General features: G+C 62.3%; 12 protein-coding genes. 9 read left to right on the top strand and 3 right to left on the bottom strand.

What is annotated here, in order from left to right:
* From FO014_RS02705 to gsiD, 4 genes are read left to right on the top strand one after another with little or no spacing between them, the layout of a single operon-like run.
* Complete coding sequence (locus tag FO014_RS02705; RefSeq protein ID WP_160027626.1) at nt 1-1878, top strand: dipeptide ABC transporter ATP-binding protein; 1878 nt, start codon at nt 1-3, stop codon at nt 1876-1878.
* 19 nt (nt 1879-1897) lie between these two features.
* Nucleotides 1898-3430: a glutathione ABC transporter substrate-binding protein GsiB gene (gene gsiB / locus FO014_RS02700; protein WP_160027624.1), complete on the top strand. Its 1533-nt coding sequence runs from the start codon at nt 1898-1900 to the stop codon at nt 3428-3430.
* Nucleotides 3431-3486: 56 nt separating this feature from the next.
* Nucleotides 3487-4407 carry a glutathione ABC transporter permease GsiC gene (gene gsiC / locus FO014_RS02695; protein ID WP_105230391.1) on the top strand — a complete coding sequence of 307 codons (921 nt, stop codon included), beginning with the start codon at nt 3487-3489 and terminating at the stop codon, nt 4405-4407.
* 2 nt (nt 4408-4409) lie between these two features.
* The gene (gene gsiD, locus FO014_RS02690) at nt 4410-5321 is read left to right on the top strand and encodes a glutathione ABC transporter permease GsiD (protein WP_160027622.1); all 912 of its coding nucleotides are present in this window, start codon (nt 4410-4412) and stop codon (nt 5319-5321) included.
* Between the two features lie 45 nt (nt 5322-5366).
* Here gsiD and fghA read toward each other — a convergent pair whose 3' ends face one another.
* The 3 genes from fghA to ptrR are packed head-to-tail and all read right to left on the bottom strand — an operon-like array spanning nt 5367 to nt 8278.
* Nucleotides 5367-6209 carry an S-formylglutathione hydrolase gene (gene fghA / locus FO014_RS02685; protein ID WP_105233247.1) on the bottom strand — a complete coding sequence of 281 codons (843 nt, stop codon included), beginning with the start codon at nt 6207-6209 and terminating at the stop codon, nt 5367-5369.
* A gap of 19 nt (nt 6210-6228) precedes the next feature.
* Nucleotides 6229-7356: an S-(hydroxymethyl)glutathione dehydrogenase/class III alcohol dehydrogenase gene (locus tag FO014_RS02680; RefSeq protein WP_105230393.1), complete on the bottom strand. Its 1128-nt coding sequence runs from the start codon at nt 7354-7356 to the stop codon at nt 6229-6231.
* Nucleotides 7357-7387: 31 nt separating this feature from the next.
* Nucleotides 7388-8278, bottom strand: coding sequence for a putrescine utilization regulator PtrR (ptrR, locus tag FO014_RS02675; RefSeq protein ID WP_160027620.1), 891 nt, complete (start codon nt 8276-8278; stop codon nt 7388-7390).
* Nucleotides 8279-8383: 105 nt separating this feature from the next.
* Between ptrR and FO014_RS02670 the strand changes: the two genes are divergently transcribed.
* The 5 genes from FO014_RS02670 to FO014_RS02650 all read left to right on the top strand — a co-directional run bounded on the left by FO014_RS02670 (nt 8384) and on the right by FO014_RS02650 (nt 14514).
* Nucleotides 8384-9541 carry a YbfB/YjiJ family MFS transporter gene (locus FO014_RS02670; protein ID WP_160027618.1) on the top strand — a complete coding sequence of 386 codons (1158 nt, stop codon included), beginning with the start codon at nt 8384-8386 and terminating at the stop codon, nt 9539-9541.
* Nucleotides 9542-9888: 347 nt separating this feature from the next.
* Nucleotides 9889-10551, top strand: coding sequence for a GTP cyclohydrolase I FolE (gene folE / locus FO014_RS02665; RefSeq protein WP_105230396.1), 663 nt, complete (start codon nt 9889-9891; stop codon nt 10549-10551).
* Between the two features lie 238 nt (nt 10552-10789).
* Nucleotides 10790-11830, top strand: coding sequence for a TAXI family TRAP transporter solute-binding subunit (locus FO014_RS02660; protein WP_160027616.1), 1041 nt, complete (start codon nt 10790-10792; stop codon nt 11828-11830).
* The gene (locus tag FO014_RS02655; protein WP_111737454.1) at nt 11827-13782 is read left to right on the top strand and encodes a TRAP transporter permease; all 1956 of its coding nucleotides are present in this window, start codon (nt 11827-11829) and stop codon (nt 13780-13782) included. Before FO014_RS02660 ends, FO014_RS02655 begins: the two co-directional genes overlap by 4 nt.
* 15 nt (nt 13783-13797) lie before the next feature.
* Nucleotides 13798-14514, top strand: a complete 717-nt coding sequence (locus FO014_RS02650) for a FadR/GntR family transcriptional regulator (protein WP_105230399.1) — start codon at nt 13798-13800, stop codon at nt 14512-14514.
* Nucleotides 14515-14516 lie beyond the last annotated feature (2 nt).

Here is a 14516-nt window from a genome sequence, read left to right as displayed (position 1 = left end):
ATGAGCGAAAACATTCTCGAACCGGCGTCGGCCGGCAGCCTGATATTGCCACCGCAGCGGGTGCTGTCGGTGCGTGACCTCCGTGTGCGTTTTCACAGTGAAGACGCGGTGGTGGAGGCGGTGCGCGGCGTCAGTTTTGACGTCGACCGGGGCGAAACGCTGGCGGTGGTCGGCGAGTCCGGCTCCGGCAAGTCCGTCACCTCGCTGGCGCTGATGCGGCTGGTGGAGCAGGGCGGTGGGCAAATCGTCGGCGGCAGTATGACGCTGCGGCGCCGCAACGGCGACATTCTGGATCTGGCGGCGACGCGGCCGCGTACCCTGCGCACGCTGCGCGGCGCCGATATGGCGATGATCTTTCAGGAACCGATGACTTCGCTGAATCCGGTATTTCCGGTGGGTGAGCAGATCGCCGAATCCCTGCGTCTGCATCAGGGCATGGATCGCCGTAGCGCGCGTCAGGAGGCGTTGCGCATGCTGGATCTGGTGCGTATTCCCGAAGCGAGAAACGTGCTTGACCGCTATCCGCACCAGCTGTCCGGCGGCATGCGTCAGCGGGTGATGATCGCCATGGCGCTGTCGTGCAAACCGGCGCTGCTGATCGCCGATGAGCCGACCACCGCGCTGGACGTCACCATTCAGGCGCAGATCCTGCAGCTGATCCGTCTGCTGCAGCAGGAAATGCAGATGGGCGTGATATTTATCACCCACGATATGGGCGTGGTGGCGGAAATGGCCGACCGCGTGCTGGTGATGCGGCAGGGCGAAAAGGTTGAAGAAAACGCGGTGCGCCCGCTGTTCAGCGCGCCGCAGCATCCCTATACCCAGGCGCTGCTGGCGGCGGTGCCGAAGCTCGGCGCGATGGCCGAGCGCGACCTGCCGGCCAAATTCCCCCTGCCGGGCGAGGCGGAGGAGGGAGCGGTGCAGGACAGCGTGCCGCCGGGTGCCGCGCCGATCCTGCAGGTAGAGAACCTGGTGACGCGCTTTGACCTGCGCAGCGGCATCTTCAACCGGGTGACGCGGCGGGTGCATGCGGTGGAGAACGTCAGTTTCGATCTCTATCCCGGCGAAACGCTGGGGTTGGTGGGGGAATCCGGCTGCGGTAAATCCACCACCGGGCGTTCGCTGCTGCGGCTGGTGGACAGCCAGCGCGGCACCATTACCTTTGACGGACAAACCGTCAATCAGCTTAAAGGCTCTGCGTTGCAGCATCTGCGGCGCGATATTCAGTTTATTTTCCAGGATCCGTACGCCTCGCTGGACCCGCGCCTGACGGTGGGCTTTTCCATTATGGAGCCGCTGCTGGTGCATAACATCGCCCGCGGTGAGCAGGCGCAGCGGCGGGTGGCCTGGCTGCTGGAACGGGTGGGGCTGCGGCCGGAGCACGCGCAGCGCTATCCGCACGAGTTTTCAGGCGGCCAGCGCCAGCGTATCTGCATTGCGCGCGCGCTGGCGCTGAACCCGAAAGTGGTGATCGCCGACGAGGCGGTATCGGCGCTGGATGTCTCCATTCAGGCGCAGATTGTGAACCTGCTGCTCGATCTGCAGCGGGAGTTCGGCATCGCCTTCCTGTTTATTTCTCACGATATGGCGGTGGTGGAGCGCGTCAGCCACCGCGTGGCGGTGATGTATCTCGGCCAGATTGTCGAGATCGGCCCGCGGCGGGCGGTATTCGCCAACCCGCAGCATGCCTATACCCGTAAGTTGATGGCGGCGGTGCCGGTGGCCGATCCGCGTCATGTGCAACATCGCCAACCGCTGTTGGCAGATGATATTCCCAGCCCGATCCGCGCGCTGGGGGATGAACCCGTTACCGCACCGCTGGTGGAGGTTGGCCCGGGACATTTTGTCGCGCGCCACCCGATTGCCGGTGCCTATTAGCTCCCAGGAGAAAAGCAACATGACTCAGAAACGTAGTGTATTGGCCGTTGCCGTGCTGCTGGCCGCGGTCGGCAGCAGCCCGGCGTGGGCGGCGAAGGATGCGGTGATCGCCGTGGCGTCCAATTTCACCTCGCTCGACCCTTACGACGCCAACGACACGCTGTCGCAGGCGGTGGCGAAGTCGTTTTATCAGGGGCTGTTCGGTTTTGATAAGGATATGAAGCTGGTCAACGTGCTGGCGGACGGCTATCAGGTCAGCGACGACGGCCTGAGCTATACCATCAAGCTGCATCCGGGGGTGAAGTTCCACGACGGCACTGACTTTAACGCTGAGGCGGTGAAGGCGAACCTGGACCGCGCCAGCAATCCGGACAGCCACCTCAAGCGCTATAACCTGTTTAAGATGATCGACAAGACCGAGGTGGTCGATCCGCTGACGGTGAAGATCGTGCTGAAGACGCAATTCTCGGCGTTTATCAACAACCTGGCGCACCCGGCGGCGGCGATGATCTCGCCGGCGGCGCTGAAGCAGTACGGCAAACAGATCGGTTTCCATCCGGTGGGCACCGGCCCTTACCAGTTTGAAACCTGGAACCAGACCGACTTCGTTAAAGTGAAGAAATTTGCCGGCTACTGGAAGGCGGGGCAGCCGAAGCTGGACAGCATCACCTGGCGTCCGGTGGTGGATAACAACACCCGCGCGGCGATGCTGCAAACCGGCGAGGCCGACTTTGCGTTCCCGATCCCGTACGAGCAGGCCAAGGTGCTGGAGAAAAACGCCAAGCTCAATCTGGTGGTCGCGCCGTCGATCCAGCAGCGTTACATCAGCATGAATGTGACGCAAAAGCCGTTCGATAACCCGAAGGTGCGTCAGGCGCTGAACTATGCCATCAACAAAGAGGCGCTGATCAAGGTGGCCTTTGCCGGCTATGCCGCGCCGGCGCAGGGGCCGCTGCCGCCGACCATCGACTTCGCCGCCCGCTATCAGCCGTGGCCGTATGACCCGGCCAAGGCGCGCGAACTGCTGAAAGAGGCCGGTTACCCGAACGGTTTCAGCACCACGCTGTGGTCATCCCATAACCACAGCACCGCGCAGAAGGTGCTGCAGTTTACCCAGCAGCAGCTGGCGCAGGTGGGCGTGAAGGTGAAGGTCACCGCGATGGACGCCGGCCAGCGTGCGGCGCAGGTGGAGAGCGTCGGGGTGAAGGACACCGGCGTGCGGATGTTCTATACCGGCTGGTCGGCTTCCACCGGCGAGGCGGACTGGGCGCTGTCGCCGCTGTTTGCCAGCCAGGCGGCGCCGCCGAAACAGTTCAACACCGCGTTTTACAGCAATCCGCAGGTGGATAAGGACTTGAGCGATGCGCTGGCGACCACCGACCGCAGCAAAAAGCAGCAACTGTATAAGGACGCGCAGGATCGCATCTGGGCCGACGCGCCGTGGATTTTCCTGGCGACCGAGCGTCTGCTGTCGGCGAACAGCAAGCAGCTGAGCGGGTTCTACGTGATGCCGGACACCTCGTTCAGCTTTGACGACGCCGATCTGAAATAACGTGCGGCGCAGGGGCGCGGTTTGCCCCTGCGCCCCGGCTGTTGCTGGAATCTGTGATGCTGAATTATTTTATTAAACGACTGTTGGGGCTGATCCCGACGCTGCTGATCGTCGCGGTGCTGGTCTTTCTGTTCGTGCATCTGCTGCCGGGCGATCCGGCGCGGCTGGCGGCCGGCCCGGACGCCGACGAGGCGGTGGTGCAGCTGGTGCGTCAGGATCTGGGGCTGGACAAGCCGTTGCCGCAGCAGTTCGCGCACTTTTTTATCAACGCGCTGCAGGGCGACTTCGGCCATTCGATGGTGTCGAAACGGCCGGTGAGCGAAGAGATCGCCACGCGCTTTATGCCGACCTTCTGGCTGACCGTCGCCAGTATGGCGTGGGCGGTGATCTTCGGCATGGCGATCGGCGTGGCGTCCGCCGTCTGGCGCAACCGCTGGCCGGATCGTCTGGGCATGACGCTGGCGGTGTCCGGCATCTCTTTTCCGGCGTTCGCGCTCGGCATGCTGCTGATGCAGATCTTTTCCGTCGATCTGGGCTGGCTGCCGACGGTGGGCGCCGACAGCTGGCGGCACTATATTCTGCCGTCGATCACGCTGGGGGCGGCGGTGGCCGCGGTGATGGCGCGCTTTACCCGCGCGTCGTTCGTTGAGGTGATGCAGGAAGACTATATGCGCACCGCGCGCGCCAAAGGGGTGCGTGAAAGCCGGGTAGTGATTAAACACGGGCTGCGCAACGCGATGATCCCGGTGGTGACCATGATGGGGCTGCAGTTTGGTTTTCTGCTGGGCGGTTCGATCGTGGTGGAAAAGGTCTTCAACTGGCCCGGTTTGGGGCGGTTGCTGGTGGATTCGGTGGAGATGCGCGACTACCCGGTGATTCAGGCCGAGGTGCTGCTGTTCTCGCTGGAGTTTATTTTGATTAACCTGTTGGTGGACATGCTGTATGCGGCGATTAACCCGGCGATACGTTACCAGTGAGGATGCGCATGATTAACTGGCGACGCAATGCCGCGCTCAAGGCGATGCCGCAGCTTGATCCGCACGCGGTGCGCACTCCCTGGCACGAGTTTTGGCGGCGTTTCCGCCGTCAGCGCGTGGCGCTGCTTGCCGGGCTGTTCGTGCTGCTGCTGGTGGCGGCGGCGCTGTTTGCGCCCTGGCTGGCGCCCTATGACGCCGAAAACTATTTCGATTACGACCGGCTGAACGAAGGGCCGTCGCTGGTGCACTGGCTGGGGGTGGATTCGCTGGGGCGCGATATCTTCAGCCGGGTGCTGATCGGCGCCCGCATTTCGCTGGCCGCCGGCGTGTTTTCCGTGCTGGCCGGCGGCGCGATCGGCACCGTGCTGGGGCTGCTGGCCGGCTATTACGAGGGCTGGTGGGACCGCATTGTAATGCGCATCAGCGACGTGCTGTTCGCCTTTCCGGGTATTTTGCTGGCGATCGGCGTGGTGGCGGTGATGGGCAGCGGCATGACCAACGTGATCGTGGCGGTGGCGATTTTCAGCATTCCGGCGTTTGCCCGGCTGGTGCGCGGCAATACGCTGGTGCTGAAGCGGCTGACCTATATCGAGTCGGCGCGCAGTATCGGCGCCTCTGACCGCACCATTTTGCTGCGGCATATTCTGCCCGGCACCCTCTCGTCGATCGTGGTCTATTTCACCATGCGCATCGGCACCTCGATCATTAGCGCCGCCAGCCTGTCGTTTCTCGGGCTGGGCGCGCAGCCGCCGACGCCGGAGTGGGGGGCGATGCTGAATGAGGCGCGCGCCGATATGGTGATCGCGCCGCACGTGGCGATCTTCCCCAGTCTGGCGATTTTTCTGACCGTGCTGGCGTTTAACCTGTTGGGTGACGGCCTGCGCGACGCGCTGGATCCGAAGCTGAAAGGGTAAGGCGGCAGGAATAACGCCGCCCCGGACGGGGCGGCGGCCGGCGCATCAGCGGAACAGGTGTTCGGCGTGGAAGCGCAGGTGGTCTTCGATAAAGGTGGCGATGGTGAAGTAGCTGTGATCGTAGCCCGGCTGGATGCGCAGCGTCAGCGGCCAGTCGCGCTGGCGCGCCAGTTCGGCCAGCTTGGCCGGCTGCAGCTGATCCGCCAGGAACTGATCGTCGTCTCCCTGATCGACCAGCACCGGCAGCTTTTCCGCACCGCTAGCCAGCAGGTGGCAGCTGTCGTATTGCAGCCACTGGCTTTCGTCATCGCCCAGATAGGCGCGGAAGGCGCGACGCCCCCACGGCACCTGACAAGGGTTGACGATCGGCGCAAACGCCGAGGCGGAGCGGTAACGCTGCGGGTTGCGCAGCGCCATAATCAGCGCGCCGTGGCCGCCCATCGAGTGGCCGAAGATCGACTGGCGATCGCTGATGCTGAAGTGCTGACGGATCAGCGCCGGCAGCTCCTCGCTGATGTAGTCATACATGCGGAAGTGACGATCCCACGGCGCCTGGGTGGCGTTGAGGTAGAACCCGGCGCCCTGGCCGAGGTCGTAGCCTTCGTCGTCCGGCACGTCGTCGCCGCGCGGGCTGGTATCGGCCATCACCAGCACCAGCCCCAGCTCGGCGGCGATGCGCTGCGCGCCGGCTTTCAGGGTGAAGTTCTCGTCGTTGCAGGTCAGCCCCGACAGCCAGTACAGCACCGGCGGCGGGTTGTCATCACGCGGCGGCGGCAGGTAGATGCTGAAGGTCATCGGGCAGTTCAGGGTCTGCGCCGTATGACGGTAGCGTTGCTGCCAGCCGCCGAACATTCGGTGTTCTTCAAGCAGTTCGAGTGACGTCGTCATAATCAATTCGCCTCCCTGCTCAGCGCTTAGCGAAATGCACCACGGAACGGATCGATTTGCCTTCGTGCATCAGATCGAAGGCGTCGTTAATCTGCTCCAGCGGCATGGTGTGGGTGATAAAGTCGTTCAGTGCAAATTCGCCGTCCAGGTAGCGCTGCACGATGCCCGGCAGCTGCGAACGGCCTTTGACGCCGCCGAATGCAGAGCCGCGCCAGACGCGCCCGGTCACCAGCTGGAAGGGACGGGTGGCGATCTCTTCACCGGCGCCGGCCACGCCGATAATCACCGATTCGCCCCAGCCTTTGTGGCAGCACTCCAGTGCGGAACGCATCACGTTAACGTTGCCGATGCACTCAAAGGAGAAGTCCACGCCGCCGTCGGTCAGCTCGACGATCACTTCTTGAATCGGCTTGTCATAATCCTGCGGGTTGATCAGATCGGTGGCGCCCAGCTTGCGCGCCAGATCGAATTTGCTGGTGTTGATGTCGATGCCGATAATGCGGCCGGCGCCGGCCATCTGCGCGCCGATAATCGCCGACAGGCCGATGCCGCCGAGGCCGAAAATGGCGACCGTATCACCCGGCTGAACGTTGGCGGTGTTGATGACCGCGCCCATACCGGTGGTGACGCCGCAGCCCAGCAGGCACACTTCTTCCAGCGGCGCTTCTTTGCTGATTTTCGCCAGTGAGATTTCCGGCACTACGGTGTACTCGGAGAAGGTGGAGGTGCCCATATAGTGGAAGATCGGCTGGCCGTCTTTAAAGAAGCGGGTGGTGCCGTCCGGCATCAGGCCCTTGCCCTGGGTGGTGCGGATCGCCTGGCACAGGTTGGTCTTGCCGGATTTACAGAACTTACACTCGCCGCATTCCGGCGTGTAGAGCGGAATCACGTGATCGCCGACGGCGACGCTGGTGACGCCTTCGCCGACCGCCTCGACCACGCCGCCGCCCTCATGGCCGAGGATCGCCGGGAAGACGCCTTCCGGATCTTTGCCGGACAGCGTATAGGCGTCGGTATGACAGACGCCGCTGGCGACGATCCGCACCAGCACCTCGCCTTTTTGCGGCGGCATCAGATCGACTTCTTCGATCTTCAGCGGTTGGTTGGGGCCCCAGGCTACGGCCGCGCGGGTTTTGATCATCTCCATCATCGTCTCCTCAGTGATCTTGGGTAAAGGGTTAGGCAGGTTCATGTTGTGTTTGCGGCATTTCAGCCAGTTCAATAATCAGTTGTTTCAGCGCGCGCACGTTGGGGCTGAAGGCGTCGCGCCGCCACAGCAGCCAGGTGGCGGTCTCGGCGATATCATCAGGCAGCGTGTGCACCTTCACCCGCTCATGGCCGGGCAGCAGGGTGAGCACCGAATGCGGGATCATCGCCAGCCCGGCGCCGCTGGCCACGCAGGCCAGCATCGCGTGGTAGGACTGGATCTCCATCACCTGACCGGGCTGCACGCCATCGCGTTTGTACCAGGCTTCCAACCGCAGCCGGTAGGAGCAGCTGGGGCGGAAGGCGAACAGCGTCTCTCCGCGCGCGTCCTGCGCGCTGTGGATATCGGCATGGTCAAGGCTGGAAATCACCACCATATGTTCGGCGAAGGCGATGCAGCCGTTGAGTTCGTCATGCTGCAGCGGGCCGTCCACCAGCGCCGCCGCCAGGGTGCCGGCGCGTACGCGCTCGGTAATCTCCCCGGAGGTGTCGGTGACCAGCGACAGGGAAACCTGGGGATAGCGCTGGTGGTAAGCGGCCAGCAGGGTGGGCAGACGGGTGGCGGCGGTGCTTTCCATTGAGCCGAGGGCAAAGGTGCCCGCCGGTTCGCCGGCGTGGGTGATGCTCAGCGCTTCTTCGCTCAGCGCCAGAATACGGTTGGCGTAACACAGAAAGTTGTGCCCCATCGGCGACAGCCGCAGGCGCTGTTTCTCACGGATAAACAGATCGGTGCCCAGCTCCTGTTCAAGCTGGCGCAGGCGGGTGGTCAGGTTCGACGGCACCCGGTGCAGCAGTTCGGCCGCGCGGGCGACAGAGCCGGTTTCGGCGACGCTGCAAAACATACGAAGCTGGGTCAGATCCATACCGTTCTCTTTTCGTAAGCAACTTTGTGATGATTATTCAGTTTTTGTGAGTGTAATGCGACGGCATGATAGTGGCAACTTTCTTTTCACTATCGGGATAATGTTATGGCGCTCAAAATAGCCTTAAGCGGCTTTATCGCTTTAATTGTAGCAATGGGCATCGGCCGCTTCGCGTTTACGCCGCAGGTGCCGCTGATGATTGTCGAACACCAGTTAACGCTGACCAGCGCCGGGCTGGTGGCGGCGCTGAACTATCTGGGTTACCTGTGCGGCGCCTATGACGCGATGCGCGCCAGTCGCCACGTTGAACGCCGCCTGTGGCTGGGCGTGTGGGGCGCGGTGGCGCTGACGCTGCTGTCGGCATGGGCGGAAGGCGCAGTGTGGCACGGCGCGCTGCGTTTTGTTATCGGTTGGGCCAGCGGCTGGGCGATGGTGCTGGTGGCGGCCTGGACCAACGAGCGTCTGGCGCACTACGGCCGCCCGGCGCTGAGTGCGGCGGTCTTCGCCGGCCCCGGCGCGGGAATTTTTATCAGCGGCATGCTGGCGGTGGCCATCCACAGTCTGGCGCTGAGCGCGGCGCAGGCCTGGCTGCTGTACGGCGTGGCGGCTCTGATGCTGGTCGGCGCCATCAGTTTCAGTCTGCCGCGTGCGGGAGAGCTGCAGCGCGCCGAGGCGGCAGCGGAGCCGCTGCGGCTGACGCCGGCGCTGAAACGGCTGGTGTGGAGCTACAGCCTGGCGGGCTTCGGCTATATTCTGCCGGCGACCTTTTTGTCGCAGATGGCCGCCGCGCGCTTTCCCGGCAGCCTGTTCGCCCAGTTCGTCTGGCCGATTTTCGGCGGCGCGGCGGTGCTGGGGATTATCATCGGCATCCTGACCCGCCATCGGCTGACCACCCAGAGCCGGCTGGCGCTGACGCTGTGGGTGCAGGCGCTGGGCGTACTGTGCGCCGAAGCGCTGCCGGGCGTCAGCGGGCTGCTGTTGGGGGCACTGTTAACCGGCGGCGGTTTCCTCAGCGTGGTGCAGCTGTCGATTCAGCACGGCCGCGAGCTGGCGCCGAACCATGCCCGCTATATGGCCGGGCTGCTGACCACCGGCTACGCCGTCGGCCAACTGGCTGGGCCGATGCTGTCCGCGCTTTCCACCGCGCTGACCCAGAGCCTGGAGCCGGCGTTGTATGTGGCGACGCTGGGGCTGGTGGTGGCCGGGCTGCTGGTGATCAAAATCCCCGCACGCGCCGCGCGACGCCAGCTGGCGGGGGAGTGAGGGAGCGGCGGCAGGTATTTCTGCCGGGCAGATGCGGATTTTTCATCGCTGGTTGAAACACAATCACTGGATAAACGTCTCACTCTCCTCTACAGTGGGGGCAAAATCTTGATCGGGTTCACGCTCTATTCTTCCTCCTTTCAAGTTGCCGGCGCGTTGGCTGCGCTTCTTATTCCCTGCTGTTTAGTGCGCTAAGCGGCTGAGGAAAGTTTGTTTGCCAGCCGCCAGCATCCGGAGTCTGGCGGACAGAAGCCATGCGGAACCCTTGCAGTTATAAAGAGAGTAGCCCCGAACGTTGGGTGGCCGGCCGGCCGCCTGCGCAAGGGCCACCTGCTGGAGACACACAAATGACGACACTCAGTAAAGAAGCGGCTCTGGTACACGCAGCGCTGGAGGCTCGCGGCCTGGAAACCCCGCTGCGCGGTGAAATGCTGGATCGCGAAACGCGTAAACGGCGTATTCAGGAGCACATGACGGAAATCATGCAGCTGCTGAATCTCGATCTGACCGATGACAGCCTGGCGGAAACCCCGCATCGCATCGCCAAGATGTATGTCGATGAGATCTTTTCCGGTCTGGATTATGCCAATTTCCCGAAGATCACCGTCATTGAAAACAAAATGAAGGTAGATGAAATGGTGACGGTGCGTGATATCACCCTGACCAGCACCTGCGAACACCATTTTGTCACCATCGACGGTAAGGCCACCGTGGCCTATATCCCGAAAGACGGGGTGATCGGCCTGTCCAAGATCAACCGTATCGTCCAGTTCTTCGCCCAGCGTCCGCAGGTGCAGGAGCGTCTGACCCAGCAGATCCTGATCGCGCTGCAAACGCTGCTTGGCACCAACAACGTGGCGGTGTCCATTGACGCGGTGCACTACTGCGTGAAGGCGCGCGGCATCCGTGACGCCACCAGCGCCACCACCACCACGTCACTGGGCGGGCTGTTCAAGTCCAGCCAGAACACGCGTCAGGAGTTCCTGCGCGCGGTGCGTCACCACCAGTAACGCACGATAAACCGGCGCGCTCGTTCTGAGGGCGCCGGCCGTTTTTCCCCGCTTTTTCCCGCATTTTCAATTCCGCTGCCGATCTTTTATCTGCGTCACATTCCTGTCGCCGCATCGCCCGTTTTTTGCTCATCCCGATCACAAATCCGCCAATGGCGGTTAGCTAAACGAATTTGTCATGTTGTATACAAGTTTAGGTAAATGTTTTCTATTTGTTTCAAAACATCGGGTGAATTTAATGAAAAATAGAAAAATCAAACTGTTGCTGTTCGCCTTTGCGGCCGTTGCCGTGGCGGTACTGGCGGTCGTCGGCAAAATAGAGAATGAAAACAAGACATTCCTGTCCGTAGCGACCGCCTCAACCGGGGGAACGTATTACCCGATGGGGGTCGGTCTGGCTAATGTCTGGAGCACCCGGCTGAAGCCGGATGGTATTCAGGTGACCGGGCAGTCTTCCGCCGGCTCGATCGAGAATATCGATCTGCTGCAGAAGGATGAGGCCCAACTGGCCATTTTGCAGAGCCTGCTGGCGGTTGAGGCCTATCAGGGCGTGGGGAACTTTGCCGGGCGCGCCTACGGCGACCTGCGCTCTATCTCCATGCTGTGGCCCAACGTCGAGCATTTTGTGATGCTGGAAAGTAAGGTCAAGGACGGCACGCTGAACGACATCGCCGGCAGCCGTTTCTCGGTGGGGCCGCAGGCCAGCGGCACGGAGCAGTCGACGCTGGTTATCCTGCGCGGCGTCAACATGAGCAAGAAAAACATTTCGCCGGAATACCTGGGCTATGGCGACACCGTCTCGGCGATGCGCGATGGGCGGCTTGACGGCGGCGCGCTGCCTGCCGGCGTGCCTGCCGCCGCGGTGACCGATATGTACGCCAGCGGCGTGCCCTCGCGCATTCTGGAAGTGACCGATGAGCAGATGGCCAGCATTAACGCCGTCGCCAACGCCTGGTTCCGCTTCGTGATTGCGGCGGATACCTACCCGCGGCAAACCAAGGCGGTGGCGACCATCGCGCAGCCTAATATTCTGGTCACCACGCGCGGCATTGATGACAAGATTGTCTATGACCTGACCAAGGCGATGTTTGAGAACCTGCCGGAAGTGCATCAGGTGCACAGCGCGGCCAAAAACATCTCGCTGGAAAATGCCCTGAAAGGGGTGTCGGTGCCTCTGCATCTGGGGGCGTACACCTATTTCCGTGAAGCCGGGGTTAATGTCCCCGCCGAGCTTATTCCACCAGAAGCGCGCGCCGATCGCGCTACGGAGGCGCTATGAACACCACGCCCTTGACGCCGCAGCCGGATACCTCGCTGGATAAAGAGGCGGGCGCCGGCAGCCGCCCGCTGGCCGGACGCTATGCGCTGTTCGCCACCGTGCTGGCGATCGCGATTTCGCTGTACGCCGTTTATTCCAACGCGCTGGCCAATACCCAGGAGTTTTATCGCAATACCACTTTCCTGACCGGGATTTTGGTGTTGGGCTTTATTTTGTTCCCGTTCTCCAAAAAGCACGCGACGGCCAAATTTAACGCCTGGGACTATCTGTTTATCGTGCTGACGCTGATCGGCTACGGCTATTTCTATTTTAACTATCTCGACCTGCACGTGGTGCGCAAGAGCCTGCCCAATACCACCGATTACCTGATGGCGGCGCTGGGCATCGGCGTACTGTTTGAGGCCGCGCGCCGCACCACCGGCCTGTTTATTCCCAGCCTGGCGACGTTCGCCATTATCTATGCGCTGTTTGGCCAGTATTTTATGGGCATCTTCGGCCACAGCGGTTTTTCGGTCGAGCGATTGCTGTACCGGCTGTTTATGACCAGCGAAGGGATTTTCGGCATTACCCTGTCGACCGCCGCCACTGCGATCGCGGTGTTTATTCTGTTCGGCGCGTTCCTCAGCGTCAGCGGCGCGACGCAGCTGTTTAACGATCTGGCGCTGGCGGTGGCCGGGCGTCGTCGCGGCGGCCCGGCGCAGGTGGCGGTGATCTCCTCGGCGCTGACCGGATCGCTGAGCGGCAGCGCGGTCGCCAACGTCGCCACCACCGGCACCTTTACCATTCCGCTGATGAAAAGCATCGGACTCACGCCAAAATTCGCCGGCGCGGTCGAGGCGACGGCGTCGACCGGCGGCATGATCATGCCGCCGATTATGGGCGCGGCGGCGTTTATCATGGCCGGCTTCCTCGGCATCTCTTACACCACCATCGTGATTGCCGCCATCGTGCCGGCGCTGCTGTACTACGCGGCGCTGATTATCGCCATCGATCTGGAGGCCAAAAAGCAGGGGCTGAAGGGCATCAGTAAGGAAAATATCCCGCAGGTGAAAGCGGTGCTGAAGGCGCGCGGGCTGCTGCTGTTGCCGCTGTTTATCGTGATTGGCGCCTTACTGCTGGGTAAAACGCCGATTTACGCCGGCTTTCTGGGGATCGTCGCCATTATCGCCGCCAGCTGGCTGACGCCGGACAGCGCGGTGCGTATGACGCCGAGAAAAATCGCCGAGGCGCTGAATGAAGCGGCCAGAGGATCGATTCAGGTGACCATCGCCTGTGCGGCGATCGGGGTGATCATCTGCGTGGTGACCATGACCGGCATCGGCTCGACCCTGGCGTTTAATATTGTGTCGATGACCAACAACACGCTGTGGATGATTTTGCTGGTGGTGATGCTGGTGTGCATCGTGCTGAGTATGGGGCTGCCCTCCACCGCGCTGTATATCGTGGTGGCGGTAACGGTGTCGCCGATTCTGATCAAGGCCGGCGTGATGCCGCTGGCGGCGCATTTCTTCGTGTTCTGGTTTGGCGCGCTGTCCAATATCACGCCGCCGGTGGCGCTGGCCAGCTATACCGCCGCCAGCATTGCCCGCGCCGATCCGATGCAAACCTCCTGGGAGGCGGTGCGGCTGGCGCTGCCCGGTTTTATCATCCCGTTTATTCTGGTGTATAACCCGATGCTGCTGATGCAGGGGGACGCGGTGAATGTGCTGTCGGTGATCCATATGGTGGCCACCGCGCTGGTGGGCATCTATGCGCTCTCCATTGCCAGCGCCAACTTCTGGCTGATGAAGGCCCACTGGCTGGAGCGCGTGCTGTTTACCTGCGCCGCCATTCTGCTGATTAAGCCGGGGCTGATGACCGACCTTGGCGGGCTGGCGCTGATTATCTCTGCCGGCACTCTGCACCTGCTGCGTTTCAGACGGCGTTCGGCCGCGCCGGAGGAGTCGGCATGATTTACGGGGAGGAGCATGATCAATAAAGTCACCAGACGAAAAGCGTCTCACCAGGTACTGGCGCAGCTCAAGGCGGGCATCCATGACGGTACCTATCCGGTGGGAAACAAGCTGCCGTCGGAAAATGAACTGGCCGACGCCTTCGGCGTCAGCCGTGCGCCGGTGCGCGAGGCGCTGGGTATTCTGGAAGTCAGCGGCATTATCTCTTCCCGCCAGGGCGGCGGCCACCGGGTTGAGCAGCATTCGCTGCTCAGCAAGTACGAACCGCTGGTGATGGAGGTCGCTGACCGCAGCGAGGTGGAGTCGCTGCTGGAGATGCGCGAGGTGATCGAACAGCAGGCGGCGGCCATGGCCGCGCAGCGACGCAATGCGCAGGACCTGCAGAATATCGAGCAGGCTTTCCTGGACTTCCGCCATACCACGCTGCACGAAGGGCAGATCGGCCATCAGCAGGATTATCTGTTTCACCGCGCCATTATGCAGGCTTCGCATAATCCGTTTTTTGTCCAAATCCTCGACAACATGCATGAACTGTATCTCGGCGTGCTGGTGTATTCGCTCAGTCACAACCTGGGACGGGCCGACGAGCGTCAGCGGGTGATCGATGAACATGAACGGGTGTGGCTGGCGATTAAGGCCGGCGATGCGGCGGCGGCGGCCGGCAATATGCAACATCACCTGAGTAACGTGCGCGGCAAGCTGCGCAGGCTGGAACAAGAGGGAAAGGCATAACC

Origin of the sequence: Serratia rhizosphaerae, from assembly GCF_009817885.1 — a bacterium.
Taxonomy (GTDB): Bacteria; Pseudomonadota; Gammaproteobacteria; order Enterobacterales; family Enterobacteriaceae; genus Serratia_B; species Serratia_B rhizosphaerae.
The sequence above is the reverse complement of the archived record's forward strand: the minus strand, read 5'-3'. Positions and strand labels throughout refer to the sequence as shown.

What these genes read in the sequence shown, in the direction of transcription:
- FO014_RS02705 (WP_160027626.1), top strand. Translation starts at nt 1, where the DNA reads ATGAGCGAAAACATTCTCGAACCGGCGTCGGCCGGCAGCCTGATATTG.
- gsiB (WP_160027624.1), top strand. Translation starts at nt 1,898, where the DNA reads ATGACTCAGAAACGTAGTGTATTGGCCGTTGCCGTGCTGCTGGCCGCG.
- gsiC (WP_105230391.1), top strand. Translation starts at nt 3,487, where the DNA reads ATGCTGAATTATTTTATTAAACGACTGTTGGGGCTGATCCCGACGCTG.
- gsiD (WP_160027622.1), top strand. Translation starts at nt 4,410, where the DNA reads ATGCGCATGATTAACTGGCGACGCAATGCCGCGCTCAAGGCGATGCCG.
- fghA (WP_105233247.1), bottom strand. Translation starts at nt 6,209, where the DNA reads ATGACGACGTCACTCGAACTGCTTGAAGAACACCGAATGTTCGGCGGC.
- FO014_RS02680 (WP_105230393.1), bottom strand. Translation starts at nt 7,356, where the DNA reads ATGGAGATGATCAAAACCCGCGCGGCCGTAGCCTGGGGCCCCAACCAA.
- ptrR (WP_160027620.1), bottom strand. Translation starts at nt 8,278, where the DNA reads ATGGATCTGACCCAGCTTCGTATGTTTTGCAGCGTCGCCGAAACCGGC.
- FO014_RS02670 (WP_160027618.1), top strand. Translation starts at nt 8,384, where the DNA reads ATGGCGCTCAAAATAGCCTTAAGCGGCTTTATCGCTTTAATTGTAGCA.
- folE (WP_105230396.1), top strand. Translation starts at nt 9,889, where the DNA reads ATGACGACACTCAGTAAAGAAGCGGCTCTGGTACACGCAGCGCTGGAG.
- FO014_RS02660 (WP_160027616.1), top strand. Translation starts at nt 10,790, where the DNA reads ATGAAAAATAGAAAAATCAAACTGTTGCTGTTCGCCTTTGCGGCCGTT.
- FO014_RS02655 (WP_111737454.1), top strand. Translation starts at nt 11,827, where the DNA reads ATGAACACCACGCCCTTGACGCCGCAGCCGGATACCTCGCTGGATAAA.
- FO014_RS02650 (WP_105230399.1), top strand. Translation starts at nt 13,798, where the DNA reads ATGATCAATAAAGTCACCAGACGAAAAGCGTCTCACCAGGTACTGGCG.